Source organism: Marinobacter sp. G11 (assembly GCF_021282325.1).
Lineage (GTDB): Bacteria > Pseudomonadota > Gammaproteobacteria > Pseudomonadales > Oleiphilaceae > Marinobacter > Marinobacter vinifirmus.
Genome location: NZ_JAJSPB010000015.1, coordinates 36,246 through 62,559, shown reverse-complemented (window position 1 = coordinate 62,559; position 26,314 = coordinate 36,246). Strand labels below are relative to the sequence as shown.

The following is a 26,314-nucleotide window of genomic DNA, read 5'->3' as shown; positions in this document are numbered from 1 at the left end:
GCTGGGAAATTCCAAACTTAGCATGTTCAAAAGGCGGACCCAAATGCTGCGTATTGCCGAAGAAGCCCTCACGTTTGATGACGTTCTCCTGGTTCCCGGATTCTCGGAAGTTCTACCTCACCAGGTTGAGCTGAAAACCCAGTTGACCAAAGGTATCACCCTGAACATTCCGCTGGTATCAGCGGCCATGGACACGGTAACCGAAGCTGAGCTGGCGATCGCCATGGCGCAGGAAGGCGGCATTGGCATCATGCACAAGAACATGACGGTTGAACAGCAAGCTGCTGCGGTACGCAAGGTCAAGAAATACGAAAGCGGTGTGGTGAAAGACCCGATTACCGTTAACCCGGACACCACCGTGCGGGAACTGGTTGATATCACCATGGCCAACAGCATCTCCGGCCTGCCGGTGGTGGATGGCAACGACCTGGTAGGTATCGTTACCGGCCGTGATATCCGCTTTGAGAGCCGCATGGATACCCCGGTGCGGGATATCATGACGCCGAAAGACAAGCTGGTGACTGTCAAAGAAGGCGCCAGCCTTGAAGACGTGAAAGAGCTGCTGCACCGCCATCGCATCGAGAAAGTGCTGGTGGTCAACGACGACTTCCAGCTGCGCGGCCTGATTACTGTTAAGGATATCCAAAAGGCCAAGGATTACCCGCTGGCCTGTAAAGACGAGCAAGGCCGTCTGCGTGTTGGTGCTGCGGTGGGTACCGGTGGCGACACCGAAGCCCGTATTGCCGCACTGGCCGAAGCCGGTGTAGACGTGATCGTGGTAGACACTGCCCACGGCCACTCCAAGGGTGTGATTGACCGGGTTCGCTGGGTCAAGCAGAACTACCCGGATGTGCAGGTGATTGGTGGCAATATTGCGACTTCCGCAGCAGCCATCGCCCTGGCCGACGCAGGCGCAGATGCCGTGAAGGTTGGTATCGGCCCCGGCTCCATCTGCACCACCCGTATTGTGGCAGGTATTGGCGTACCCCAGATTTCTGCGGTGTCCAATGTAGCCGCTGCCCTGAAAGAGCGCGGCGTGCCGTTGATTGCCGATGGTGGCATCCGGTTCTCCGGCGATATCGCCAAGGCCATTGCCGCTGGCGCCCACGCCGTGATGGTTGGCAGCCTGCTGGCCGGCACTGACGAAGCCCCGGGTGAAGTTGAACTGTTCCAGGGTCGTAGCTACAAAGCTTACCGTGGTATGGGTTCCCTGGGTGCCATGGGGCAGGGCTCCAGCGACCGTTACTTCCAGGACGCCAGCAAAGGTATTGAGAAGCTGGTTCCGGAAGGTATCGAAGGTCGTGTTGCCTGCAAGGGCCCGATGCGTAACATCGTGCACCAGCTGGTTGGCGGCCTGCGTGCCTCCATGGGTTACACCGGCAGCGCCACCATGGACGACATGCGTACCAAGCCTGAATTTGTGCGGATTACCAATGCCGGTATGCGTGAGAGCCACGTTCATGACGTGACCATCACCAAGGAAGCGCCGAACTACCGCATCGGTTAATTCAGCCTGATCTGATGCGGCCCGGGTTCCGGGCCGCGTTGTTTTTTTAAAGCCCGAGGACTCCATGGCTCAGAACATTCACGACCACCGTATCCTGATTCTTGATTTCGGTTCCCAGTACACCCAGCTGATTGCCCGTCGCGTTCGGGAAATCGGGGTTTACTGCGAGATCAAGGCCTTTGATATCACAGACGAAGAACTCGCCGAGTTCAATCCCAAAGGCATCATTCTGGCCGGTGGTCCGGAGTCGGTAACCCAGCTGGGTGGTCCCCGTGCTCCGGAAGGCCTGTTCGACAAGGGCATCCCGGTTCTGGGCATTTGCTACGGCATGCAGACCATGGCCGAGCAGCTCGGCGGCCGGGTGGCCAGCTCCGAGAAGCGCGAGTTCGGTTATGCCCAGGTTAAGGTTCGTGCCAAGGGCCCGCTGCTGGCAGACATTACCGACCACCTGACGCCGGCCGGTGATTCCCTGCTGGACGTATGGATGAGCCACGGCGACAAAGTGGTCGCCATGCCGGAAGGCTTCGAGCTGCTGGCGTCTACCGAAAGCGCACCGGTTGCCGCCATGCAGGACCTGAGCCGCAACCTGTACGGCGTTCAGTTCCACCCGGAAGTCACTCACACCCTGCAGGGCAAGCGCATCCTCGAGCACTTTGTCCTGACCATCTCCGGTTGTGAGGCTCTGTGGACCCCGGCCAAGATCGTTGACGATGCCGTTCGCCAGATTCGCGAGCAGGTGGGTTCCGACAAGGTGCTGCTGGGCCTGTCCGGTGGTGTTGATTCCTCGGTCACCGCTGCGCTTCTGCACAAGGCCATCGGTGAGCAGCTGACCTGCGTGTTCGTGGACAACGGCCTGCTGCGCCTGCACGAAGGCGACCAGGTGATGGACATGTTCGCCAGCAATATGGGCGTAAAGGTCATCCGTGCCGATGCCGAAGACCTGTTCCTGTCCAAGCTCAAGGGCGTGAACGATCCGGAGCAGAAGCGTAAGATCATCGGTAACACCTTTATTGACGTGTTTGATGCTGAAGCCGCGAAGATCAAGGATGTGAACTGGCTGGCCCAGGGCACCATCTATCCGGACGTGATTGAATCCGCTGCGTCCAAAACCGGTAAAGCCCATGTCATCAAGTCGCACCATAATGTCGGTGGCTTGCCGGAAACCATGAAGATGAAACTGGTAGAGCCGCTGCGCGAGCTGTTTAAGGACGAGGTCCGCAAGATTGGCCTTGAGCTTGGCCTGCCTTACGACATGGTTTATCGCCACCCGTTCCCGGGGCCGGGCCTGGGTGTGCGTATCCTTGGCGAAGTGAAGAAAGAGTACGCCGAGATTCTGCGCCGCGCAGACGCCATTTTCCTGGAAGAGCTGCACCGGGCGGACCTGTACCACAAGACCAGCCAGGCCTTTGCTGTGTTCCTGCCGGTGAAATCCGTTGGTGTGGTGGGTGATGCCCGCCGCTACGAATACGTGATCGCGATCCGTGCCGTGGAAACCGTGGACTTTATGACGGCACGCTGGGCGCGGCTCCCGTACGAACTGCTGGAAACCGTATCCAACCGGATTATCAACGAGATTTCCGGTGTATCACGGGTGACCTACGATATTTCGTCCAAGCCGCCCGCGACCATTGAATGGGAATGAGTCGGGCAGGCTAGAGCCGGAAGGCGGCAAGCAGGGATGCTTGCCGCCTTTTTTCGTTTTCAGGTCGTCATTCGGCGGTCAGCAACATCTTGACTGCTTTCTCCTTCGCCGCCTGGCTGAAGATGTCGTAGGCTTTTTCGATATCGTTGAGCTTGAGGCGGTGTGTGACCAGGTCCTCCGGCTTCACATCGCCACTCTCGACGACCTTCATCAGCACGGGAATGGTGTTGGTGCTCACCAAGCCGGTGCGTACCGTGATGTTTTTGATCCACAGGTCCTGCAGCCGGAATTCCACGCTTTTGCCGTGTACGCCGATGTTCGCGATGTTGCCGCCAGCGCGAATGATGCTCTGGCAGATATCGAAGGTCTCAGGTATGCCGACCGCCTCCATGGCAACGTCTACACCCTCACCGTTGGTCAGTTCTTTGATGGTTTCGATGGGGTCTCGGGCGATGGTGTCTGTGGCCCCCAGCATCCTGGCCATTGCCAGGCGGTTCTCGTCCGGATCAATCATGATGATACGCGCCGGTGAGTAGAAGCGGGAGGTCATTACGGCGGCCAGTCCGATGGGGCCGGCGCCGATGATGGCGACTGTGTCCCCCAGTTTGACTTCGCCGGCGAGAGCGCCAATCTCGTGTCCTGTGGGCAGGATGTCGCTGAGCATCACCGCAGCAGCCGGGTCCATTCCTGAAGGCAGGTGGTACAGGCTGTTGTCGGCATGGGGGATGCGTACATACTCAGCCTGGGTGCCATCGATCAAATGCCCCAGAATCCAGCCGCCGTCCCGGCAGTGGGCATAGATGCCGCGCTTACAGTAGTCGCAACGCCCGCAGGAGGTGACGCAGGAAATCAACACTTTGTCGCCAACCTTGATGTTACTTACTCCGTCACCCACTTCTTCGACCACTCCCACGCCTTCGTGGCCGAGAGTGCGACCTTTCGTGACCGCTGGCACATCGCCTTTCAGGATGTGCAGGTCGGTGCCGCAAATGGTGGTATGGGTGATGCGCACCACGGCATCTGTGGGTTTCTCGATTGCAGGCTGTGGCTTGTCTTCCCAGCTACGCTTTCCTGGTCCGTGAAATACCAATGCTTTCATAATGTTCTCTCCTTGAAGGGTCTGCGGCTGCAGATGCGATTCAGGTCCTTGTAAGTCTTGCACGGACTGCACTGATTGAAACATGACTTATGTCAGTATAGGCCCCGAAAGGTAAAACGGTATGACAGTTGTCTGAGTAAAAAATCTTCTTTCAGTGCGGGTGCGCCCGGGGCCGTCGCTTGGTTAAGGCGGCGAATAATGGTATTTTCGTGGCGCTTTCGGGGTTGGGCAATATCGTAGTTGTATAAGGCGCTATAAGCAGAGCCGCGTTTATGTCGGAATTACCAAAGAATGACGAATACTGGATGGCTCGTGCACTGATGCTGGCGGAACGGGCGGCCTCGATAGGCGAAGTGCCCGTTGGTGCGATTGTGGTCCGTGATGGCCAGGAGCTGGGCGTGGGTTACAATGCACCCATTACCGGTTGTGATCCCACAGCCCACGCGGAGATTCGGGCTTTGCGGGATGCCTCCGCCAGGGTGGGGAACTACCGGCTGACCGGGGCAACTTTATACGTCACCCTTGAGCCTTGCACCATGTGTGTGGGCGCCATTGTGCACAGCCGAATCAGCCGCCTTGTTTATGGTGCCCGCGAGCCCAAAGCGGGTGCGGTAGAATCTGCCCGGCGTACGCTGGACGAGGCCCACCTTAACTGGCAAGTAGAAGCGGAAGGCAGTGTCCTGGAAGACGAGTGCGGCCAGGTTATCAGTGATTTTTTCAGCCGGCGGCGGGCGGAGATTCGGCGGCGGCGTAAACAGAATTCAGGGAAGGAGTAACTCTGCGTGAAAGTACTTGTTACCGGCGGTGCCGGCTATATCGGCAGTCATGTGGTCCGGCAGCTGGCAGCAGCAGGCCACGACATTGTGGTTTTCGACAATCTTTCCACCGGCTATCGATGGGCGGTGACCGCCGGCGAGCTGGTGGTGGGCGACCTTGCCGATGAGCAAGCCCTCAGTGCGGTTTTTTCGCAGCATAAGTTCGAGGCGGTACTGCACTTTGCCGCCAATATCGTGGTACCGGAATCCGTTTCCAACCCCCTCAAGTACTACAGCAACAACACCCGGAACACCCTGAACCTTCTCAAGGCGGTAGAGCACCACCAGGTGCCCTACATGGTGTTTTCCTCCACGGCCGCGGTGTATGGCATGCCGGAAGAAACGGTACTGACCGAAGACCTGCCGCTGGCGCCGATCAATCCCTACGGTGCTTCGAAGATGATGAGCGAGCGCATGATGATGGACCTGGCCGCGGCCAGCAGCCTGAACTATGTGATTCTGCGCTACTTCAACGTGGCCGGCGCCAACCCCGAAGGACTTCTGGGCCAGGCAACGCCGGAGGCGACTCACCTGATCAAGGTGGCCAGCGAGTGCGTGACCGGGCAGCGCGAGGGCATGAGCGTGTTCGGCACCGATTACGAAACCCGCGATGGCACCTGCATCCGTGATTACATCCACGTGGAAGACCTGGCCAAGGCCCATGTGATGGCGCTGGATTATATGGCCGGAGGCGGGGAGTCGCAGGTGCTGAACTGTGGCTACGGCCGCGGCTTTACCGTGCGGGAAGTGATTGATGTGGTGAAAGCAGAATCCGGTGTGGATTTTCCGGTCACCGAAACCGGCCGCCGCGCCGGCGACCCGGCTGCGCTGATGGCCGACAATACGCGCATCAAGAATGTTCTGGGCTGGCAGCCGGATTACGATGACCTCAATAACATCGTGCGCACCGCGCTGGCCTGGGAAAAAATCTGGCAGCAGAAAAAAGCCGCTGATTGACGCACTTTTCAAACGAATTTCAGGAACAGTTACATGAAAATCACGATTTTCGGAACCGGTTATGTTGGCTTGGTGACGGGTGCCTGCCTGGCGGATGTAGGGCACCACGTGCTGTGCATGGATGTCGACCAGGGCAAGATCGAAAAGCTGAAGAACGGCCAGATCCCCATCTATGAGCCGGGCCTGGATAACATCGTGAAGCACACGGTTGAAGCGGGCCGCCTGTCCTTTACCACCGATACCGAAGAAGCCGTCAAACACGGTACCCTGCAGTTCATCGCAGTGGGCACGCCGCCGGATGAAGACGGATCTGCAGACCTGCAATACGTGCTGGCCGTGGCCAAGTCCATCGGCCAGTACATGGACGATTACAAGGTAGTGGTGGACAAATCCACCGTACCGGTTGGCACCGGCGATAAGGTGAAAGCCGCGGTTCGTGCCCAGCTGGATCATCGCGGGCTGGAGCTGGATTTCGATGTGGTCTCCAACCCGGAATTCCTGAAAGAAGGCGCGGCCATCAACGACTTCATGAAGCCGGACCGGATTGTAGTGGGCACTGACAGCGAACAAGCTGCGGATCTGTTGCGCGAAGTTTACTACCCGTTCAACCGCAGCCACGACCGGATGATCTTCATGGACATCCGTTCCGCCGAGCTGACCAAGTACGCTGCCAACGCCATGCTGGCCACCAAGATCAGCTTCATGAACGAAGTGGCCAACCTGGCCGAGCGACTGGGCGCGGATATCGAGGAAGTGCGTCGCGGTATCGGTTCCGACCCCCGTATCGGCTACCACTTTATCTATCCCGGTTGCGGCTACGGTGGCTCCTGCTTCCCGAAAGACGTCCAGGCCCTGGCTCGCACCGCCCGCGACTGTGATTACGAGTCCAAGTTGCTGAATGCTGTAGAAGCGGTGAACTACGCCCAGAAGCACGTGCTGTTCGACAAGATCAGCCATTACTTCCAGGGCGACCTGAAGGGCAAGGTCATCGCCTTGTGGGGGCTGGCTTTCAAGCCGAATACCGACGACATGCGTGAAGCCTCGGCCCGCACCCTGATGGAAGACCTCTGGAAAGCCGGGGCCACCGTACAGGCCTTCGATCCGGAAGCGATGGAAGAAACCCAGCGTATCTACGGTGACCAGGATGGCCTCACTCTGTGCGGTACCAAGGAACAGGCCCTGAAAGGCGCCGATGCCCTGGCCATCTGCACCGAGTGGAAAGAATTCCGTTCACCGGATTTCGACGTGGTGTCCAACACCCTCAAGCATCCGGTGGTCTTTGATGGTCGTAACCTGTACGAGCCGGAAATGCTCGAGCGCTATGGTTTGATCTACTACGCCATCGGCCGCGGCCGTAACCAGTTCCATTCGGCGCTCTGAGCCGGGGAGGGCAGGTGATGTTCCAGCTACACGAACGCCTGGCGGCGGACACCCATAACCTGGGGCGCAGCCGCCTGTGCGAAGTTCTTCTGATGAACGACAGCACCTGGCCCTGGATTATCCTGGTACCGGCAGTGCCGGAGATCCGGGAGATTTACCAACTCGACAAAGCGCAACAGCAGCGCTTGCTGGAAGAGTCATCGGCCCTGAGCCAGGGCATGATGGAAAGCTTCGGGGGTGACAAGATGAACGTGGCGGCACTGGGCAACATGGTGCCGCAGCTTCACCTGCACCACATCGTACGCTTTGAAGGCGACCCGGCCTGGCCGGGCCCGGTGTGGGGCAAGCAGCCGCCGGTTCCCTACGACGACGGCGAACTGGAACAGATCAAGGCAAAACTCCGGCCGCTGCTGCAACAGCTGGCCTGAGCGCTCGCCGGGATTACTCCCGGCCCTGCTGCCACTGGGCGAGGGTCTGGGAGCCTACCAGAATCATTCGAAGCTCGGTCTTCAGCTTGGCTTTCAGCTCCTCCCTCTCCTTCGGTGTGGCATCCAGCGCTTCCGCGCCCTGATTGAACACCAGGGTAACCATGGACTCGGCCACCAGCCGGGCATCCGCCAATGGCTTGTTCTGCTCCTCGGCAAACCGGCGCAAATCATCGGCCAGCTCGGTCACGAAGTGATCAATCTCCGCCTTCACCGCCGTCCGGAACGGCTTCGACACCCCGGTACGCTCCCGCAGCATCAGCCGGAACAGATTGGCGTTATTGCCCAGATACTCCATAAACGTATCCACTGACGTAGAAATAGCACTGCCGTCGCGCACAATCCGCTTGCGGGCCTGCCGCATCAGCTGCCGTAGCGCCACACCGCCTTCGTCCACCAATGCCAGCCCCAGCTCATTCAGCTCGGCAAAGTGCCGGTAAAACGACGTTGGCGCAATCCCGGCCTCCCGGGCAACCTCCCGCAAACTGAGACTGCCAAAGCCCCGATCCGCGCTCAGCTGTGCCAGGGCCGCATCCATCAGCGCCCGCCGGGTTTTCTGTTTCTGTTCCGCTCTGGTGGCCAACTTACAACTCCATCCGCCGGTCAAACCATGCATTCTAGCTGCCGGTTTTTTGATAGTCACCTCTACGCCCGATTTGCGGTGCCTGACGCCTGATTTTCAATCCCAATATGTTTATAATGAGCGGCTTTCATTTGTGCCGGCCCAACATCTTTGAGGTCGGGAACACAATAGCGTCAGGTGGGGGAAAGGCCTTCCGAAAATTTGCGGAGCCATGGATGGCGGAGCAGAAGCGCACAGGGATGTCTCGAGCGTTTTTCGGAAGGCCTTTCCCCCACCTGATGCGGGCGCCGATCGCCCAGAATTCAAAGTCAAACGTACACATTAAACGTAACGGGAACCGATATGCGCAGTCATTATTGCGGTGGGATCAACGAATCTCACATTGATCAGGAAGTTACACTCTGCGGATGGGTACACCGCCGCCGTGACCACGGTGGGGTAATTTTCCTGGATCTGCGGGATCGGGATGGCATGTCCCAGGTGGTTGTCGACCCGGACACCCCGGAGAGCTTTGCGCTTGCAGAGAAAGTTCGCAGCGAATTTGTTGTCAAAGTAACCGGCCGCGTGCGTCGTCGCCCGGCAGGTACCGAAAACAACAACATGCCGACCGGCCAGGTGGAGCTGCTGGGCAAGGAAGTCACCATCCTGAACGCCGCCGCCACGCCTCCGTTCCCGCTGGATGAGCATGTAGACGTTGGTGAAGACGTTCGCCTGCGCTACCGCTTTATCGACCTGCGCCGTCCTGAAATGATCAACCGCCTGCGTTTCCGTTCGCGGGTAACCAGCTACATCCGTAACTTCCTGGACAGCCGCGGCTTCATGGATGTGGAAACCCCCATCCTGACCCGCGCCACCCCGGAAGGTGCCCGCGACTACCTGGTACCGAGCCGTACCCACGAAGGCTCCTTCTTCGCGCTGCCCCAGTCTCCGCAGCTGTTCAAGCAGATGCTGATGGTGTCCGGTGTTGATCGTTACTACCAGATTGCCAAGTGCTTCCGTGACGAAGACCTGCGGGCCGATCGTCAGCCGGAATTCACTCAGGTAGACATCGAGGCCTCTTTCATTGACGAAGAGACCCTGATGCAGCTGAACGAAGACATGATCCGTGCACTGTTCAAAGACGTGCTGGATGTCGACCTGCCGGAATTCCCGCGCATGCCGTACTCCGAGGCCATGCAGCGCTACGGCAGCGACAAGCCGGACCTGCGTATACCGCTCGAGCTGCAAGACGTGGGCGACCTGGTTGAAAGTGTCGACTTCAAGGTGTTTGCCGGCCCCGCCAAGGACCCGAAAGGCCGTGTGGCCGCCCTGCGTGTGCCCAAAGGTGCCGAGCTGACCCGTAAGCAGATTGACGATTACACCAAGTTTGTCGGTATCTATGGCGCGAAAGGCCTGGCCTATATCAAGGTCAACGAACTGGCCAAGGGTGCCGAAGGCCTGCAGTCCCCGATCGTGAAGTTCCTGGGTGATGACGTTGCCCTGGCGGTCATGGAGCGCGTGGGTGCAGAAGACGGCGATATTGTATTCTTCGGTGCTGACAAGGCCACCGTGGTGAATGAAGCTCTGGGCGCTTTGCGCATCAAGGTTGGCCACGACCTGGACATGCTCACCTGCGAGTGGGCACCGATGTGGGTTGTCGACTTCCCGATGTTCGAAGAACTGCCGGACGGCGGCCTGACGGCTATCCACCACCCGTTCACCGCACCGTCCTGCAGCCCGGAAGACCTGGCCGCAGACCCGGCGAACGCCTTGTCCCGTGCCTATGATATGGTTCTGAACGGTACCGAGCTGGGTGGTGGTTCCATCCGTATCCACGACGAGAAAATGCAGGAAGCCGTATTCCGCATCCTCGGCATTGGTGAGGAAGAAGCCCGCGCCAAGTTCGGCTTCCTGCTGGATGCCCTGAAGTTCGGTTGCCCGCCCCACGGTGGCCTGGCCTTCGGCCTGGACCGTCTGGTGATGCTGATGACCGGCTCGTCGTCTATCCGTGACGTAATTGCCTTCCCGAAAACCCAGAGCGCCACCTGTCTGATGACCCAGGCGCCGGGCGAGGTTGATGAAAAGCAGCTGAAAGAACTGCACATTCGCCTGCGCCGCTCTGCCAAGGCCGTTGAAGGCAACAAGGCAGAAGACAAAGAGTAAGGGCGCAATGCCGGAGGTGGTGCGCCACCTCCGGCCTGGCCACACTCTCCCACTTCCGAGGGCAGACGGATGGCAATCATCCTGGGGGTAGACCCCGGTTCCCGAATTACCGGTTACGGCATCATCCGCGTGGAAGGTCGCACCATCGAGTACATCGACAGCGGCTGCATCCGGGTGGGGGAAAAGCCCATGGCCGAGCGTCTGCAAACCATCTTCCAAAGCCTTGCGCTTCTCATCGGCGAGTATCGCCCTGAAGAATTTGCCATCGAGCAGGTGTTCATGGCCCGCAACCCGGATTCCGCCCTGAAACTGGGGCAGGCCAGGGGAGCGGCCATTGTCAGTGCTGCCAACAGCGGCCTGGCGGTACACGAGTACTCGGCCCGGCAGGTTAAACAGGCGGTAGTGGGGACTGGCGGCGCGGACAAGTCCCAGGTGCAGCATATGGTACAGGCGCTGCTGGGGTTGTCCCGTAAGCCCCAGGCCGATGCCGCTGACGCCCTGGCCATTGCCCTTTGCCATGCCCATATGAACCAGAGTGTCATGAAGCTGGCACGGTCTGGTGGCAAGGTGCGTAGCGGGCGTGTGCGACAACAATAACCGGCTGGCAACAGCTACAGGAGTCCTGCTTTGATTGGTCGTATTCGAGGAATATTGCTGGAGAAGGCGCCGGGGCACGTTCTGGTGGAATGCTCTGGTCTGGGTTACGAAATCGACATTCCCTACACCACGTTTTTTCATCTTCCGGATGCGGGCCAGGAAGTCACCCTGCATACCCACTTTGCGGTGCGGGAAGATGCCCAGAGCCTGTTCGGCTTTGCCTCAAGGCTCGACCGAGATTTGTTCCGCCTGCTGATCAAGGTCAACGGTGTAGGCCCCAAGCTGGCGGTAGGCATACTCTCCGGCCTGGATGCGCAGCAGTTTATCCGCTGCGTCGAGGTGAAAGACGTTAACGCCCTGGTGAAACTGCCCGGTGTCGGCAAAAAGACTGCAGAGCGACTGCTGATCGAGATGGCGGACCGTATCGGCCAGCTGGAAGGGCAGTTTGTACCATCCGCGCCGGACACCCCGTCTGCATCCGGCGGCCCGGGCAACCACTCGCCAACAGGCCCGGACCCGCGGAACGAAGCAGAAGCGGCCTTGATTGCCCTGGGCTACAAACCCCAGGAAGCGGCAAAGGTCATCAGTAAGGTAGCCCAGCCGGAGATGACCAGCGAAATGCTGATTCGGCTTGCCCTGAAGAACATGATACCGGCCGGGTGATGTCCCGGCTTTTTTGTGTCGCTCCATGACACTATTGTGTAGAGAGCGTAACGTGACTCGAACCAAGCCCTTTGTACAATTGGTGAAACCTGGAATTCAGGGGCAACCAACGGGCACGTTGTTTATTCCCAGCAAGCGGATAATGCCATGATTGAATCGGACCGACTGATATCGGCGACAGCCGGAGACTACGAGGAAGTACAGGACCGGGCCATCCGGCCTACGCTGCTATCCGAGTATGTTGGCCAGCCCAGTGTCCGTGAGCAGATGGAAATCTTTATTTCTGCCGCCCGTGCCCGGCAGGAAGCCCTGGACCACGTGTTGATCTTCGGCCCGCCGGGGCTGGGTAAAACCACGCTGGCCAACATCATTGCCAACGAGATGGGTGTGTCTATCAAGACCACCTCCGGACCGGTGCTCGAGAAAGCCGGCGACCTGGCCGCCATGCTCACCAACCTGGAAGAAGGCGATGTCCTGTTTATCGACGAGATTCATCGCCTGAGCGCTGCGGTTGAAGAAGTGCTGTATCCGGCCATGGAAGACTACCAGCTGGATATCATGATCGGAGAAGGGCCGGCCGCCCGCTCCATCAAGCTGGATTTACCACCGTTTACGCTGGTGGGCGCCACCACCCGTGCCGGCCTGCTGACCTCGCCGCTGCGGGACCGCTTTGGCATTGTGCAGCGGCTGGAGTTCTATAGCACCCAGGACCTTACCCACATCATCATCCGTTCGGCTCGCCTGTCGTCGGTGAAAATTGACGAGTCCGGTGCCTTCGAGATTGCCCGTCGTTCCCGGGGCACACCGCGGATTGCCAACCGACTGCTGCGCCGGGTGCGGGACTTCGCGGAAGTGCGGTCAGACGGCCATATCACCGCCGATATCGCCGACCAGGCCCTGAATATGCTGAAAGTAGACAGCCAGGGCTTTGATCACATGGACCGCCGCCTGTTACTGGCGATGATCGAAAAGTTTGATGGAGGCCCGGTGGGCGTAGAAAGCCTGGCGGCTGCAATCAGCGAGGAGCGGGGCACCATCGAGGATGTGCTGGAACCGTTCCTGATCCAGCAGGGCTACATGGTGCGCACTCCCCGGGGGCGTATGGTGACCTCCAACGCCTACCAGCATTTCGGTGTAGTCCCGCCGAAATCCGGTAGGGAGGAAGATCGTTTTGACTGAGAACAGCCCGAATATCTTCGAACTACCCATCAGGGTGTATATAGAAGATACGGATGCCGGTGGTATTGTTTTCCACGCCAGGTACCTGCACTACATGGAACGGGCACGAACCGAATGGGTTCGCAGCCGGGGTGTGGGACTTCGGGCTGGCCTTGAGGACAACATCAGCTATGTGGTGCAGCGCATGAACATCCATTACAGGACGCCGGCAAAGCTGGATGACCAGCTGCTGGTCACTGCCGAGCCGGCGGCATCGTCCCGGGTATGGATGAGCTTTCGCCAGCAGGTACTGAAGGCGGAAAGCCGGGAGTTATTGTGTGAGGCAGAAGTGCGGGTGGCGTGTATTGCACTGGATACCGGCAAGCCGCGCCGCTTGCCGGAAAACATGTTGGAGATTCTGAAGAACTCCGCGTAACGAATTGAAAAATAAACTTGGTCGGGAGTAGATAGTGGAAGCGGAACTTTCAGTCTGGCATCTGATTGCGAACGCCGGGGTACTGGTGCAACTGGTTATGTTGTTGCTGGTGGCAGCCTCGGTTATGTCCTGGGCTTTGATCTTTCAGCGCCTGCAGGTGTTTCGCAAGGCCAAGCGTGCGCAGCTGGCCTTTGAAGAACGGTTCTGGTCTGGCATGGACCTGGGCCAGCTGTACAAGGAAGTAAGCTCAGACCCCACGCCGTACTCCGGTATGGAGGCGGTGTTCAGGTCCGGTTTCAAGGAATTTTCCCGCCTGCGCCAGCAAAGTCGGGACGCAGATGCGGTCATGGAAGGTGCCCAGCGTGCCATGCGTGTGGCTTTCTCCCGGGAGCAGGAGCGGCTCGAAACCCATTTGCCGTTCCTGGCCACAGTGGGTTCCACCAGTCCCTACGTGGGCCTGTTCGGTACCGTTTGGGGCATCATGAATTCCTTCCGTGGCCTGGCGCAGGTTCAGCAGGCAACCCTGGCTACGGTTGCGCCGGGCATTTCCGAAGCCCTGATTGCCACCGCCATGGGTCTGTTTGCCGCGATTCCGGCGGTTATTGCCTACAACCGGTTCGCCGCTATGTCTGATGCCTTGCTGAAGAACTACGAGACCTTCGCGGAGGAATTCTCCAGCATTCTGCATCGCCGGGTTCATAACAACGACCAGGCCGCAGGCTGATGGCTGATACCAGGCAAGGGGGAGAAGCGGTATGAAAGGCATGGGAATGATGCCCCAGCAGCGGCGCCGGCCGATGTCGGAAATCAACGTGGTGCCCTACATCGACGTCATGCTGGTGCTGCTGGTGATCTTTATGGTGACGGCGCCCATGCTCACCCAGGGGGTGAAGGTGGATTTGCCGGAGACGACGTCTGACCCGATCCAGCAGGACAAAGACGTGGAATCCATTACCGTGTCTGTGGATGCCAATGGCGCCTATTACCTGGAAGTAGGTGATCGTGGCGGCGATCCGATGTCGCTGGACGAAGTGACCGACCAGGTGGCGAAGATTCTTTCCCAGCGGGCCAACAGTGAAATCATGGTACGCGGGGACGAGTTTGTGGATTACGGTGTTGTGGTGCGCCTGATGGCAGCATTGCAGGCGGCCGGCGCCAGCGGCGTTGGACTTATCACAGACATGCCCGACACTAACCCGTAACAAGGTGGCGAACGAGTTGTGACAGGTCACGAACGGGAAACGATCAGTACCGATACGCCGCCGTGGAAGTCGCCGGTTGTGTTATCGGTGGCGCTGCATGTGCTGCTTCTGGTGATTGCCCTGGCTGGCTGGTCGTGGACCAATCCTGTACAGGAACCGGAGCCCCGCAGTATCTCGGCAAGGCTGGTAAGCCCCGAGCCCAAGCCCAGCCCGGTGGTCGACGAGCAGGATCAGCGCGACAAGGAACAAGAGCGTCGTCTGCAGGAAGAGAAAGAGCGGCAGCAAGCGGAAGCCGAGCGCAAGCGGCAACAGGAAGAAGCCAGGCGCAAAGAGGCCGAAGAGCAGGCTCGCAAGCGAGAGCAGGAGCGCAAGCAGCAGGAGGCGAAAGCCCGGGAGCTGGCCGAGCAACAGGCTCGCGAGAAAGAAGCCGCCCGCCAGAAAGCGGAAGCCGAGGCAAAGGAGCGTGCTCGCCAGAAAGCCGAGCAGGAACAGCGTGCCCGCGAAGAGGCTAAGCGTAAGGCGGAAGAAGAGCAGCGCCGCCGAGAGGAGGCCGAACGCCAGCGCCAGGAACAGCAAGCCCGGGAAGAGGCGGAGCGTAAGCGCAAAGAAGCCGAACGCCGCCTGAAAGAACAGCAGCTGGAAGCGCTGGCTGAGCAGGCGCGGCAGGAACGTGAGGCAGAAGCACGGCGCCAGCAGGAGGCAGCAGCGGCACGAGCCCGGGAAGCCCGGATGCTCAGTGACAGCGAAAAATACCAGGCCCTGATTCGGGACCGTCTGACTCAGGTTTGGTATCCGCCGTCTTCCGCCACAGAGAACATGGTGGCCAGGCTGCAGATAACCCTGTTGCCGACCGGGGAACTCGCCAATGTGCGGCTGGTCAGCAGTAGTGGTAATACAGCATTCGATAACTCGGCGCTGGGTGCGGCTCGCTCGCTTAACCGCTACCCGGTACCGGACGACAGGGATACTTTCGAGCGGTACTTCCGCCAGTTTACGATTGAATTCAATCCGCAACGCCTGCGGTGAGGCCAGGGACTGATATGACACAAAAAACGAGTTGCCATAAAACAACCGTGAAAATGCTCCTGACCGGCTGGCTGGCAGCGATGATGCTGTCGGCAGGTAACGCCAGCGCCGAGCTGCTGATCCGGATAACCGAAGGGGCGAACTCGGCCATTCCGGTGTCGGTTGTGCCGTTTGCCGAAAGCGGCGCCATGCCGCCGGGCGACAAGGTGAGCAGTATCGTACAGGGCGACCTCACCATGAGCGGTGAGTTCCGCACGCTTGAACCCTCGAAAATGCTGAGCCTGCCATCGAAGGGTTCAGATGTGTACTTCCGGGACTGGCGCATGCTCGGCCAGCGCTATGTGCTGGTAGGCGAACTGACCCGCAGTGGCGACAGGGTTCAGGCCCGCTATGAACTGTTTGATGTAAACCAGGAGAAGCGGATTCTGGGTGAGACCGCAGCTGCCGGTGTTGGCAGCGTCCGCACCCTGGCGCATCACATCAGCGACCGCATTTACGAAGCCATTACCGGAGAGCCGGGCGTGTTCTCCACCAAGCTCGCCTATGTGACGGTGAGCGGTGAGGGCGACCAGATGCGTTACCGGCTCCAGGTCAGTGACGTGGACGGCAAGCGGGCAAAAATCCGGCTGGAAAGCCGTGAGCCGATTCTGTCCCCGGCCTGGTCGCCGGACGGCAAGAAGCTGGCCTATGTGTCGTTCGAAACTGGCAAGCCAGCCATCTACGTGCACGAGCTGTCTTCCGGACAGCGGGACAAGGTAGCGGATTTCTCCGGCCTGAACTCGGCCCCGGCCTGGTCGGAAGACGGCAAGTCGCTGTTGATGACCCTGTCCCGTGACGGCAATGCGGAAATCTACCAGATGGACCTGGCCAGCCGGAAAACCACCAAGCTGACCAACCACTGGGCCATCGACACCGAGCCGGCCTGGGACTATGCCAACAAGGGCATTTACTTTACCTCGGACCGTTCCGGTGGCCCGCAGATCTACTTCATGGAGCGCCCGGGTGCCGAGCCGCGCCGGATCACCTTCGGCAGTCGTTACAACGCACGGCCTCGGCCGGATAACAAGGGTGAGTACGTGTATTACGTGCACCAGCGGGACCGGGCATTCCACATTGCCCGCACCAACCTGAAAACCGGTGACGAAAGCATTATCACCCGCACCGAATCGGATGAATCACCCAGTGTGTCGCCCAATGGCCGACTGCTGATCTATGCCACCGGCCAGAACGGATCCAGCGTGTTGACCGTTGTTTCTGCTGACGGCGGTGCGGCCTACAGCCTGCCAGCGGCCGATGGCGATGTAAGAGAACCGGCCTGGGGGCCGATCACCCGCTGAGGCTGTTAGCGCGGGCAGAAAAACTGGTTTAAGCAAACTCAAAAAGAGGGAAAGGAAGTATGAAACTGTCATTCTCAACAAAAGTGTTCGCTATGGTGCTTTCTGCCGGACTGGTAGCAGGTTGTAGCTCCACCGGCGAAAACATGGAAGACGAAGCCTACGGTTCTGACGTCCAGGCTATCGGCGGTGATGACGGCTCTACGGTATATGGTGGCGACGATGGCGATGGCGTTTCCTCCGGTGTTCTGAGCGACGAAGAGCGTCAGGCTGCCCGTGAGCAGGCCGAGCAGCAGGCCCTGCGTGATATCACAACCTTCTACTTCGATTTCGATACTTCCGAAATCAAGCAGGAAGCCCGTGACGTGCTGGTTGCCCACGCCCGCTACCTGGCCGACAATCCGCGCCAGCAGGTTCGCCTGGAAGGCCACGCCGATGACCGCGGCACCAAGGAGTACAACCTGGCCCTGGGTGAACGCCGTGCCAATGCTATCCAGCGTTTCCTGATTGTGAACGGGGCTTCCCGTGGCCAGATGGAAACCGTAAGCTACGGAGAAGAGAAGCCGGCTGTACGTGGCACTTCCGACAGCGCCCGGGCGCAGAACCGTCGCGTAGAGCTGATTTTCCAGTAAACCTTCTGATTAACCGGACGGGCCCATGAGAAAACAGCTCATGGCGACCGTGCTGATCCCGCTGGGCCTTGGCCTGGCGGGAGTCGTTCAGGCACAGTCGTCGAATGTCTCCTCCCAGAGCAGTGCCGAACTGTTCTACATGATCCAGCAGTTGCAGGGCGATGTTCGCCGCCTGCAGGGCAGGGTTGAAGAGCAGCAGCACGAAATCAGCCGGTTGCAACAGCAGGGCCGGGATCGGTACGTCGACCTGGATCAGCGTATCCTGGATCTCTCCAAGGCGATCGAGGCGCGCCCTGAGCCTGCTGCCGCAAGTTCAGGCGGGGCCGCGAACGCTTCAGGGGGCAGTGGCTCGCAGCCGGTACAGCCGGTGAAGGTTTACCGGTCTCCGGAAGCGGATGAAAAGCAGGCCTACGACGAGATCATCAGCCTGATCCGTAACGACAAGGATTACGACACCGCCATTTCACGGCTGTATGACTTTGTCGACAAGTATCCCGAAGGCGACCTTACCGTGAATGCCTATTACTGGCTGGGTGAGGTTTATCTGGCAAAGCCGCAGCCCGAGCAGGCAAAGCAGGCGTTCACGATTGTGGCAACCCGCTACAGTGATCACCGCAAAGCGCCAGATGCGGTCTACAAGCTGGGTGTCGCGCTGGATCGGCTGGGCGAGAAAGACGAAGCCGTGCGCCGGATGCAGAGCGTGGTCGATCGTTATCCACAGTCGTCTGCCGCAGACCTGGCTAAAAAATACCTGGACAGTGCAGGAAGTTGATCGCACATTGAACGATCTGGTTGTCGGGTGATCAGTCAGGAAAAAAATATAAAGATTCCCGAAAAAAGGGGTTGATCACCAAAAAAAATTCAGTAATATGTGCGCCTCGTTTGGGTCGTTAGCTCAGTTGGTAGAGCAGTTGGCTTTTAACCAATTGGTCGAAGGTTCGAATCCTTCACGACCCACCAAACACAGAATACCCGAAACCAACGCGGGTGTTCGCCGGATGAAAGGCCGGCAAAACAGTTACGGGTCGTTAGCTCAGTTGGTAGAGCAGTTGGCTTTTAACCAATTGGTCGAAGGTTCGAATCCTTCACGACCCACCAACAAACCGGAGTGCCTAAGGGCAGTTCGGTTGAAAAAAAGAGCCTTCGGGCTCTTTTTTTTTGCCTGTCGGGCCACCATCTTTCAATCAGCCCCGGCAGCCACTCAGGGCTTTATCACGGGTATATTGCAGGCCGATGAAATGCGGTGGGGAAGTGATATACTCTGGCGGTAAACGTATTTCAGAGATCCAGCGATGACACGAGCGCAAGACCGTATCCTTGTTCAGGAACACCTGGCCCACCAAGCCGAGCCCAAGCCTTTGAGCGACAGTGAAAAGGCCGACCTCGAGGCGCGCATCAAAGATGCCCTCAAGGCGAAGGATGCCGTGCTGGTTGCGCATTACTACACAGACCCGGACATCCAGCGACTGGCTGAGGAAACCGGCGGCTGTGTGGCAGACTCGCTGGAAATGGCCCGCTTTGGCAACCAGCATCCCGCGTCTACGGTTGTGGTGGCAGGCGTCCGCTTTATGGGCGAGACCGCCAAGATCCTTAACCCGGAGAAGCGTGTACTTATGCCCACCCTGGAAGCGACCTGCTCGCTGGATGTGGGCTGCCCGGCGGACGAGTTCTCCGAGTTCTGCGACCAGCATCCGGACCGGACCGTGGTGGTCTACGCCAATACTTCGGCGGCCGTGAAGGCGAGGGCAGACTGGGTGGTTACCTCCAGCTGTGCCCAGGCTATTGTTGAGCACCTGGATGCCCGGGGCGAGAAAATCCTGTGGGCGCCAGACAAACACCTTGGCCACTACGTGCAGAAGACCACGGGCGCCGATGTGCTGCTGTGGGACGGCTCCTGCATTGTGCACGAGGAATTCAAGTTCCGCGGCCTGGAAGACCTCAAGGCCCTGTACCCGGATGCCGCCGTGCTGGTGCACCCGGAATCACCGGATGCCGTGGTGCAGATGGCGGATGTGGTGGGTTCAACGTCCCAGCTGATTAACGCGGTGCAGACCCTGCCGAATGAAGAGTTCATTGTCGCCACCGACAACGGCATCTTCTACAAGATGCAGCAGCTGGCGCCGAACAAGACTTTGATTGAAGCCCCGACTGCCGGAAACGGCGCTACCTGCCGCAGCTGTGCCCATTGCCCCTGGATGGCCATGAACGGGCTCGAAAACCTGCTGCATGTGCTGGAAACCGGTGACCAGGAAGTGCTGGTAGACGATGCATTGCGTGAGGATGCCCTGCGCCCCCTGCGCCGTATGCTGGACTTTACCGCCAATATGAACCTGAAGGCCGCAGGCAACGCCTGATTTCAGCCTTGCCCGTTATTACTGGCGGGCTTCCTGCAGGCGGCTGGCAATTTCGCCCAGGCGCTGGTTGATCACCTGCCGTTCGGTAGACCCGGCCGGCAGCAGTTCCTGGGCCTGGCGCAACTGGCGCTGGGCCGCACGCCAGTCTCCCATCAATACCTCATACTCTGCCCGTGCCCGATGCACGCCCACAATATTGCGGGCCATACCTTCCGCTTCTGCCAGTCGCAGCCAGACCTGTTCCTGGTGCGGATATTGTCGGCTCATATCCCTGAGTACAGACGCTGCTGCAGAGCCGTTACCGTCACCGATTTCGGCGCTGGCCAGCATCATACTGATCGGGTAGTTGCCCGGATTGCGTGACAGCGCACCCTGCAACAGATTCCGGGCCTCGGCAAAGCGCTGCTGGCTGATCTGTGTTTCGGCCAGGGAGACCTGAAACGTGATGCGCCCCGGATTGTCTTCCAGCAGTTCCCTCAGGATGTTTTCTGCCTTCTGGTACTGCCTGGCTTCGTGATAGGCCACGGCCAGGCCATAGCGGATGGCATCGTTGCGCTGGGCGTCGTCCCGGTTCAGGTAGGCCTCGAAGGTTTCGATCGCAATCTCCGGGGATTGGGCGTAGTGCACCTGCAGCCGGCTGCGCACAAGGTGGTATTCCTGGCCATCCCGCACTCGTTCGTCAGGGTATTGCTCGGCCCGGTTGCGGGTGTCGGCTACCCGGCTCTGGGTGAGCGGGTGCGTGGAAAGGTATTCCGGCAGCCGATTACCTTGCAGGCGGTTCTGGCGCATCATGATCTCGAACATTTCCGGCATGCCCCGCGGATCCATGCCGGCGCTGGCCAGGATGTCCAGGCCCACACGGTCAGCTTCCTGTTCGTGGGATCGGCTGTAGGCCAGCATGTTCTGCATGGAGATGGCCTGGGTGCCGGCAATGGCGGCAATACCGATGTCTGACTGGGTGACTGCCGATAACACAATGCCGGCAATCATGCCGGCGAGGGTCAGCGGTGCGCTGGTTTCCTGCTGCTGCATGCGCCGGGCAAAGTGACGCTGGCTCAGGTGCGCCAGTTCGTGGGCGAGTACCGAAGCAAACTGCTGCTCGGTGGCGGCGTTCAAAAACAGGCCGCCATTCACGCCAACGATACCGCCGGGCACGGCAAAGGCGTTCAGGGCAGGGCTGTCGATCAGTGCCAGGCTGAGATTGCGATCATCCAGCGGAGCCGAGGGCACCAGCCGGTAAATCATTGAACTGAGATAGTCGTAAACCAGCGGGTCCTGGATCTGCGGGGCCGAGCGCCGGATGGAGGTCATCACCTGCTGGCCGATGTCGGCCTCCTGCTGGCCGGAAATCAGGCCACCGCTGCCGCCAATGCTGGGCAGTGTGGAGTTATTGGCGGTCAGCGCAGCCGGTGTGGTCAGCAGGCTGGCGGCCAGGGCCAGGGTCAGGGCCAGGCTTAAACGCGATCTGCTTCGGCGATTTTTGGAGTGCGTCATGGATTCCGATACTGCCCCGGTTTCAGATGGCCGTTAGACCAGTGGTGCCCTTCGAAGTTCTGGTTTGGATTACCAACTCTTGAGGTGCAATAGGGTAACACCACCGGCATAATGCGTGCCTGAATACTGACTGAATGTTAATGGTAACTTTTTCTTATGGCTGACCGAAGTCTGGACGCAAGCGGCCTGCGCTGCCCGATGCCGTTACTGAAGACCAAGCTTGAGCTCAACGGCATGTCGCCGGGTGAGCAGCTGGAAGTGCTGGCTACCGATGCCGGCTCTAACCGGGACATTCCCGCCTATGTTGCCATGTCGCCCCACCGGCTTGTCAGCCAATCGGAGAGTAATGGCGTCTATCGTTTCATGATAGAGTGCGGCGGTTAATTTCCGGAGATTTTCATGGTCAGAATTTTACGGGGCCTGGCCCACAAGTATTTCTCGGACGAAGAAGCGGTCATCCTGTTTTTGCTGCTGGTGACCGGAACAATTTTCGTCATCTGGTTCGGTGCCATGCTGGCCCCGGCCATTGCATCACTGATTGTCGCTTTTATCCTGCAAGGGCTGGTGTCCAAGCTGAATCGCATGGGGGTTCCCCAGACGGTTGCGGTTATTTCGGTGTTCCTGGTGTTTATGGGCGTGCTGATCGGCTTTATCTTCGGCCTGCTGCCGCTTATCTGGACGCAGGTGAGCACCCTGGCCGGCGAAGCGCCCCGGATTATCCGGGAGCTGCAGTCGTATCTTTCACTGTTGCCGCAGGAATATCCTCACCTGGTCTCTGGAGAGGCGGTGAATCTGATCTACGCGGAAATCTCTGCGGAAGTAGGGCACGCAACCCAGTGGCTGGTGTCTTTCTCGCTTTCCAGTATTCCGGACCTGGTGGCCCTGCTGATTTATATGGTGCTGGTGCCGATCCTGGTGTTTTTCTTCCTGAAAGACCGGGAGCTCATCGTCAATTCCATTGGCCGCCTGCTGCCGCCGCAACGCCCGATGATGGTACGTATCTGGCACGAAGTTAACCTGCAATGTGCCAACTATGTGCGCGGCAAAGCCGTGGAAATCCTGATCGTTGGCGGGACCACCTACGTGGCGTTCAAGTTGCTGGGCATGCCCTACGCGGCGCTGCTCTCTTTGCTGGTGGGGCTGAGCGTGGTGATTCCCTACATTGGTGCTGCGGTGGTGACCGTGCCGGTCGCCGTGATCGGCTTGTTCGCCTTCGGCTGGAGCAGCCAGTTTATCTGGATCATGGTGGTTTACGGCATTATCCAGGCGCTGGATGGCAACGTGCTTGTTCCGGTACTGTTTTCAGAGGTAAACAACCTGCACCCGGTGGCCATCATCGTGGCGGTGCTGTTCTTCGGAGGTATCTGGGGCTTGTGGGGTGTGTTCTTTGCGATTCCGCTGGCAACCATGCTGAAAGCCGTGTTTGCCGCGTGGCCGGTGCAGGAAGACATACCCGCACCGGCACAGAAAGCCTGATTCAGAGCGCCTTGACGGCCTCGAGCACTTCATCAACGTGGCCGGGCACTTTTACGCCCCGCCACTCCTGGCGCAGCACACCTTTCTTGTCGAACAGGAAGGTGCTGCGTTCGATGCCAAGGTGCTCCTTGCCGTAGAGCTTTTTCAGTTTGATGACGTCAAACAGCTTGCACAGGGTTTCATCTTTGTCTGAGATCAGATGAAAGGGGAATTCATATTTCGCCCGGAAGTTTTCGTGAGCTTTCAGGCCATCCCGGGAAACACCGAAGATTTCGGTGTCCAGCTCCGCGAACTGTGACATGCGATCGCGGAAGTCCTGGCCCTCGGTGGTGCAGCCGGGTGTATTGTCTTTCGGGTAGAAATAGATAACGATGTTTTTGCCCTTGAGGTCGGCTGGCCGGATGACCTGTTCACCGGTGGCCGAGGCTTCAAAATCAGGGATGGGTTGGTTCAATGCTACAGATGACATGAGTTCTCCTTGAATTCCCTTGTGTCGTTACGAGCCCAACATTACCATATCGGTTTTATTCGGACGGAGCTTTTATGATTACGGGTAGCCTTGTCGCACTGGTCACGCCCATGCATCCAGACGGTGAGATTCACTGGGAGGATCTGGACAAACTGGTGGACTTTCACATCGAAAACGGCACTCACGGTATTGTTGCTGTGGGTACCACCGGCGAATCCGCAACCCTGGACCCGAAAGAGCATTGTCGGGTTATCGGGCATATCATAAAACGGGTGGCCGGCCGGATTCCTGTGATTGCCGGTACCGGTGGTAACAGTACGCGCGAAGCGATCGAACTGACCACTGAAGCCCACAAACTGGGTGCCGATGCCTGTCTGCTTGTGGTGCCTTACTACAACAAGCCGACCCAGGAAGGCCTGTACCAGCACTTCAAGACCATCGCTGAAGCTGTACCGGGCATGAACCAGATTCTGTACAACGTGCCGGGCCGCACCGCCTGTGACATGTTGAACGAAACCGTTGAGCGCCTGGCTGACATTCCCAATATTGTCGGTATTAAAGACGCCACCGGTAACATTCCCCGCGGCAGCGAACTGATCGAGGCCGTTAAAGGTCGCCTGGCGGTTTACTCCGGTGACGATGCCACCGCAGCAGACCTGATGCTGGCCGGCGCCAAGGGTAACGTTTCGGTAACCGCGAACGTGGCTCCGAAAGCCATGTCCCAGCTGTGTGAAGCGGCGGTTGCCGGTGATCAGAGCGAAACCGCTCGCCTTAACGAGCTGCTGATGCCCCTGAACCGCAAGCTGTTCCTGGAAGCCAATCCGATTCCGGTGAAATGGGCCTTGCAGCGCATGGGCATGATTGGTGAAGGCATCCGTTTGCCGCTGACTCCGCTCAGCGAGAAGTTCCACGGCGAGGTGGAAGACGCCCTCAGAGCCGCTGGTGTTCTCTGAAGCCGTAAGAACCACCCGCTAACCGGAGTTGCCGATGCAGTTTCTTGCACGAGCCCGCAGTAAAACCCCGCAGATGTCCCGGCCAGTGGCCGGGATTCTGCTTGTAACCAGCCTGGCTGGTTGCAGCTTGCTGGAAGACCGTTCCCAGCGCTACGTGGATGCGCCCGAAGGGCAGCCCATTGAAATCCCGGAGAGCGCAGACCAGTCCCGTTTTTCTGAAATCATGCCGGTACGGATCATCAATACCGATGATTCCCGCCGGATGTATCCGTCGTCGATTCCCAAACCCCCGGACATGACCTCCGAAATTCTCGATCAGAACTATGTGATCGAAGAGCTGGATGGTCGGGCCTGGCTGCTGGTGAACGAAGTGCCGGGCCGGCTGTGGCCGGTGGTCAGCGCCTGGATGAACCAGTCTGGCCTGGGCATGGCCCACGACAGCCCGCAGCTGGGCGTTATGCAGAGTGAGCTGGCTAACTTCAGCAAGCGCAGCCGTGAGCTTCTTGGCCTGGATAACACCCCGGCCGCCGACGAGCCGCGTGTGCTGGTACAGACCCGCCTGGCCCCGGGCATCCGCCGCAAGACCACCGAGATCCGTATCCGCACGGTTGAACTGGCACAGAACCCTGAGGGCCTGGTCAGCTGGGATGACGGTGCTGCCGGCTCTGAATCGGCCCTTGAGCGCCAGAAAGCCCTGCTGGGTGAACTGGGCGCGTTCCTCAAAGCCCGTGAAGACAACAAGTCCTTCTCCCGGGCAGCATCCGGCATGGTGGCCGAGCCCCTGGTGCGGCTGTTGTCGGAAGGCGACGTTGCCACTGCGGTGAGGGTAGAGCTGGATTACGGCCGAACCTGGGCTGAGGTAAACCGGTCCCTGACCGAGATCGACGCTGAGGTGATGGACCTTAACCGCAGTGCCGGTTGGTTCCAGGTGGATTTCCGCACCGAAGACGAGCGCTCGCCCGGCTGGTTCTCCTGGTTCAGCAGTAAAGACGAACCCACTCACACCCATACTGTGCGGGTTGAGCAGCAAGACGACGCCGTGTTTGTAACGGCCGAGCAGCAGGACAACTACACGGGTGAGTACAGCGCATCTGACTTGCTCACCCGTTTGTTTGAACAACTGTATTGATCAACGGGGCGGCTGACAGGTCGCCCGCGTTTGGAGACCCCAATGGAAAAGCGCGAAGAACTCTACGCCGGCAAGGCAAAATCCGTATATCGCACTGACGACCCCGAGCGTTTTGTTCTGGTATTCCGGGATGACACCTCGGCCTTTGACGGCGAGAAGAAAGAACAGCTGAACCGCAAAGGCATGGTGAACAACAAGTTCAACGCCTTCATCATGGAAAAGCTGGAAGCAGCCGGTGTACCGACTCACTTCGAGGGCCTGCTGTCGGATACCGAATCACTGGTCAAGAAGCTGGACATGATTCCGGTGGAGTGTGTGGTTCGCAATATTTCCGCCGGCAGCCTGTGCCGTCGCCTGGGTGTAGACGAAGGCCAGGAGCTGAATCCGCCCACGTTTGAACTGTTCCTGAAGAATGATGCCCTGCACGATCCGATGGTGAACGAATCCCTAGCGGTCAGCTTTGGTTGGGCCGGCGAGCAGGAACTGGCCAGGATGAAGGAGCTCACCTACAAGGTGAACGACGTACTGAAGGCCCTGTTTGATGACGCCGGCATGCTGCTGGTGGACTACAAGCTGGAATTCGGCCGCAGCGGCGGCCAGATCGTTCTGGGCGACGAATTCAGCCCCGACGGCTGCCGCATCTGGGACAAGGAAACCCGCAAGAAGATGGACAAGGACCGTTTCCGTCAAGGGCTTGGTGATGTCATCGAAACCTATGAGGAAGTTGGTCGCCGTCTTGGCATCAACTTTGACTGAATAAAGCACAAAAAGCAGAAAGGTG

General features: G+C 59.0%; 27 protein-coding genes and 2 tRNA genes. 25 read left to right on the top strand and 4 right to left on the bottom strand.

Annotation, left to right across the window (positions count from 1 at the left end; translation table 11 throughout):
- Positions 1 to 43: 43 nt before the first annotated feature.
- Together guaB and guaA are read left to right on the top strand one after the other, a co-directional pair.
- Positions 44 to 1,507, top strand: coding sequence for an IMP dehydrogenase (guaB, locus tag LWH94_RS11180; RefSeq protein ID WP_022989118.1), 1,464 nt, complete (start codon positions 44 to 46; stop codon positions 1,505 to 1,507).
- A gap of 64 nt (positions 1,508 to 1,571) precedes the next feature.
- A complete protein-coding gene (gene guaA / locus LWH94_RS11175) occupies positions 1,572 to 3,149 on the top strand; it encodes a glutamine-hydrolyzing GMP synthase (protein WP_232902268.1) in 1,578 nt (525 codons plus the stop codon).
- 67 nt (positions 3,150 to 3,216) lie between these two features.
- On the opposite strand, the gene LWH94_RS11170 is transcribed toward guaA, so the two are convergent.
- Positions 3,217 to 4,248, bottom strand: coding sequence for a zinc-dependent alcohol dehydrogenase family protein (locus tag LWH94_RS11170; protein WP_011785196.1), 1,032 nt, complete (start codon positions 4,246 to 4,248; stop codon positions 3,217 to 3,219).
- A gap of 272 nt (positions 4,249 to 4,520) precedes the next feature.
- Here LWH94_RS11170 and tadA point away from each other — a divergent pair, with 272 nt between their 5' ends.
- Genes tadA through LWH94_RS11150 form a run of 4 tightly spaced genes read left to right on the top strand, consistent with a single transcriptional unit; the run spans position 4,521 to position 7,828 of the window.
- Complete coding sequence (gene tadA, locus LWH94_RS11165) at positions 4,521 to 5,024, top strand: tRNA adenosine(34) deaminase TadA (protein ID WP_232902267.1); 504 nt, start codon at positions 4,521 to 4,523, stop codon at positions 5,022 to 5,024.
- Between the two features lie 6 nt (positions 5,025 to 5,030).
- Entirely contained in the window at positions 5,031 to 6,020 is a 990-nt protein-coding gene (gene galE, locus LWH94_RS11160; protein WP_232902266.1) for a UDP-glucose 4-epimerase GalE, read from the top strand.
- A 33-nt stretch (positions 6,021 to 6,053) separates the two neighbouring features.
- Positions 6,054 to 7,400, top strand: coding sequence for a UDP-glucose dehydrogenase family protein (locus LWH94_RS11155; RefSeq protein ID WP_094624166.1), 1,347 nt, complete (start codon positions 6,054 to 6,056; stop codon positions 7,398 to 7,400).
- Between the two features lie 17 nt (positions 7,401 to 7,417).
- A complete protein-coding gene (locus LWH94_RS11150) occupies positions 7,418 to 7,828 on the top strand; it encodes an HIT domain-containing protein (RefSeq protein ID WP_232902265.1) in 411 nt (136 codons plus the stop codon).
- A gap of 13 nt (positions 7,829 to 7,841) precedes the next feature.
- On the opposite strand, the gene fabR is transcribed toward LWH94_RS11150, so the two are convergent.
- Complete coding sequence (gene fabR / locus LWH94_RS11145) at positions 7,842 to 8,468, bottom strand: HTH-type transcriptional repressor FabR (protein ID WP_232902264.1); 627 nt, start codon at positions 8,466 to 8,468, stop codon at positions 7,842 to 7,844.
- Positions 8,469 to 8,810: 342 nt separating this feature from the next.
- On the opposite strand from fabR, the gene aspS reads away from it, so the two are divergent.
- The 14 genes from aspS to nadA all read left to right on the top strand — a co-directional run bounded on the left by aspS (position 8,811) and on the right by nadA (position 20,012).
- A complete protein-coding gene (aspS, locus tag LWH94_RS11140) occupies positions 8,811 to 10,610 on the top strand; it encodes an aspartate--tRNA ligase (protein ID WP_232902263.1) in 1,800 nt (599 codons plus the stop codon).
- 69 nt (positions 10,611 to 10,679) lie between these two features.
- Positions 10,680 to 11,207: a crossover junction endodeoxyribonuclease RuvC gene (ruvC, locus tag LWH94_RS11135; RefSeq protein WP_022989110.1), complete on the top strand. Its 528-nt coding sequence runs from the start codon at positions 10,680 to 10,682 to the stop codon at positions 11,205 to 11,207.
- A gap of 30 nt (positions 11,208 to 11,237) precedes the next feature.
- Positions 11,238 to 11,870, top strand: coding sequence for a Holliday junction branch migration protein RuvA (gene ruvA / locus LWH94_RS11130; RefSeq protein WP_232902262.1), 633 nt, complete (start codon positions 11,238 to 11,240; stop codon positions 11,868 to 11,870).
- Positions 11,871 to 12,017: 147 nt separating this feature from the next.
- On the top strand, positions 12,018 to 13,049 hold the full coding sequence (ruvB, locus tag LWH94_RS11125; RefSeq protein WP_232902261.1) for a Holliday junction branch migration DNA helicase RuvB: 1,032 nt from the start codon (positions 12,018 to 12,020) through the stop codon (positions 13,047 to 13,049).
- Entirely contained in the window at positions 13,042 to 13,464 is a 423-nt protein-coding gene (gene ybgC, locus LWH94_RS11120) for a tol-pal system-associated acyl-CoA thioesterase (protein WP_232902260.1), read from the top strand. The genes ruvB and ybgC overlap by 8 nt, the downstream gene beginning before the upstream one ends.
- A 34-nt stretch (positions 13,465 to 13,498) precedes the next feature.
- Positions 13,499 to 14,188 (top strand): protein TolQ, encoded by a 690-nt coding sequence (gene tolQ, locus LWH94_RS11115; protein ID WP_022989106.1) that lies wholly within the window; start codon positions 13,499 to 13,501, stop codon positions 14,186 to 14,188.
- Positions 14,189 to 14,219: 31 nt separating this feature from the next.
- Positions 14,220 to 14,666: a protein TolR gene (gene tolR, locus LWH94_RS11110; RefSeq protein ID WP_022989105.1), complete on the top strand. Its 447-nt coding sequence runs from the start codon at positions 14,220 to 14,222 to the stop codon at positions 14,664 to 14,666.
- A gap of 18 nt (positions 14,667 to 14,684) precedes the next feature.
- Positions 14,685 to 15,692, top strand: a complete 1,008-nt coding sequence (gene tolA / locus LWH94_RS11105) for a cell envelope integrity protein TolA (RefSeq protein WP_232902259.1) — start codon at positions 14,685 to 14,687, stop codon at positions 15,690 to 15,692.
- 53 nt (positions 15,693 to 15,745) lie between these two features.
- Positions 15,746 to 17,029 (top strand): Tol-Pal system beta propeller repeat protein TolB, encoded by a 1,284-nt coding sequence (gene tolB / locus LWH94_RS11100; RefSeq protein ID WP_232902283.1) that lies wholly within the window; start codon positions 15,746 to 15,748, stop codon positions 17,027 to 17,029.
- Between the two features lie 59 nt (positions 17,030 to 17,088).
- The gene (gene pal / locus LWH94_RS11095; RefSeq protein WP_058340725.1) at positions 17,089 to 17,658 is read left to right on the top strand and encodes a peptidoglycan-associated lipoprotein Pal; all 570 of its coding nucleotides are present in this window, start codon (positions 17,089 to 17,091) and stop codon (positions 17,656 to 17,658) included.
- 25 nt (positions 17,659 to 17,683) lie between these two features.
- Positions 17,684 to 18,430 (top strand): tol-pal system protein YbgF, encoded by a 747-nt coding sequence (gene ybgF / locus LWH94_RS11090; RefSeq protein ID WP_232902258.1) that lies wholly within the window; start codon positions 17,684 to 17,686, stop codon positions 18,428 to 18,430.
- Between the two features lie 112 nt (positions 18,431 to 18,542).
- Positions 18,543 to 18,618: transfer RNA gene (locus tag LWH94_RS11085), tRNA-Lys, on the top strand.
- A gap of 62 nt (positions 18,619 to 18,680) precedes the next feature.
- Positions 18,681 to 18,756, top strand: a tRNA-Lys gene (locus tag LWH94_RS11080).
- A gap of 194 nt (positions 18,757 to 18,950) precedes the next feature.
- Positions 18,951 to 20,012, top strand: a complete 1,062-nt coding sequence (nadA, locus tag LWH94_RS11075; RefSeq protein WP_058340727.1) for a quinolinate synthase NadA — start codon at positions 18,951 to 18,953, stop codon at positions 20,010 to 20,012.
- Between the two features lie 18 nt (positions 20,013 to 20,030).
- On the opposite strand, the gene LWH94_RS11070 is transcribed toward nadA, so the two are convergent.
- Positions 20,031 to 21,506, bottom strand: coding sequence for a M48 family metalloprotease (locus tag LWH94_RS11070; RefSeq protein WP_232902257.1), 1,476 nt, complete (start codon positions 21,504 to 21,506; stop codon positions 20,031 to 20,033).
- A 156-nt stretch (positions 21,507 to 21,662) separates the two neighbouring features.
- Between LWH94_RS11070 and LWH94_RS11065 the strand changes: the two genes are divergently transcribed.
- Both LWH94_RS11065 and LWH94_RS11060 read left to right on the top strand, forming a co-directional pair.
- Positions 21,663 to 21,890 carry a sulfurtransferase TusA family protein gene (locus LWH94_RS11065; protein ID WP_058340729.1) on the top strand — a complete coding sequence of 76 codons (228 nt, stop codon included), beginning with the start codon at positions 21,663 to 21,665 and terminating at the stop codon, positions 21,888 to 21,890.
- A gap of 15 nt (positions 21,891 to 21,905) precedes the next feature.
- Positions 21,906 to 22,982, top strand: a complete 1,077-nt coding sequence (locus LWH94_RS11060; RefSeq protein WP_232902256.1) for an AI-2E family transporter — start codon at positions 21,906 to 21,908, stop codon at positions 22,980 to 22,982.
- Position 22,983: 1 nt separating this feature from the next.
- Here LWH94_RS11060 and LWH94_RS11055 read toward each other — a convergent pair whose 3' ends face one another.
- On the bottom strand, positions 22,984 to 23,451 hold the full coding sequence (locus LWH94_RS11055; RefSeq protein WP_232902255.1) for a peroxiredoxin: 468 nt from the start codon (positions 23,449 to 23,451) through the stop codon (positions 22,984 to 22,986).
- A gap of 74 nt (positions 23,452 to 23,525) precedes the next feature.
- On the opposite strand from LWH94_RS11055, the gene dapA reads away from it, so the two are divergent.
- Genes dapA through purC form a run of 3 tightly spaced genes read left to right on the top strand, consistent with a single transcriptional unit; the run spans position 23,526 to position 26,289 of the window.
- Positions 23,526 to 24,404, top strand: a complete 879-nt coding sequence (gene dapA / locus LWH94_RS11050) for a 4-hydroxy-tetrahydrodipicolinate synthase (protein WP_232902254.1) — start codon at positions 23,526 to 23,528, stop codon at positions 24,402 to 24,404.
- Positions 24,405 to 24,438: 34 nt separating this feature from the next.
- Complete coding sequence (bamC, locus tag LWH94_RS11045; protein WP_232902253.1) at positions 24,439 to 25,533, top strand: outer membrane protein assembly factor BamC; 1,095 nt, start codon at positions 24,439 to 24,441, stop codon at positions 25,531 to 25,533.
- Between the two features lie 42 nt (positions 25,534 to 25,575).
- On the top strand, positions 25,576 to 26,289 hold the full coding sequence (gene purC / locus LWH94_RS11040; protein ID WP_232902252.1) for a phosphoribosylaminoimidazolesuccinocarboxamide synthase: 714 nt from the start codon (positions 25,576 to 25,578) through the stop codon (positions 26,287 to 26,289).
- Positions 26,290 to 26,314 lie beyond the last annotated feature (25 nt).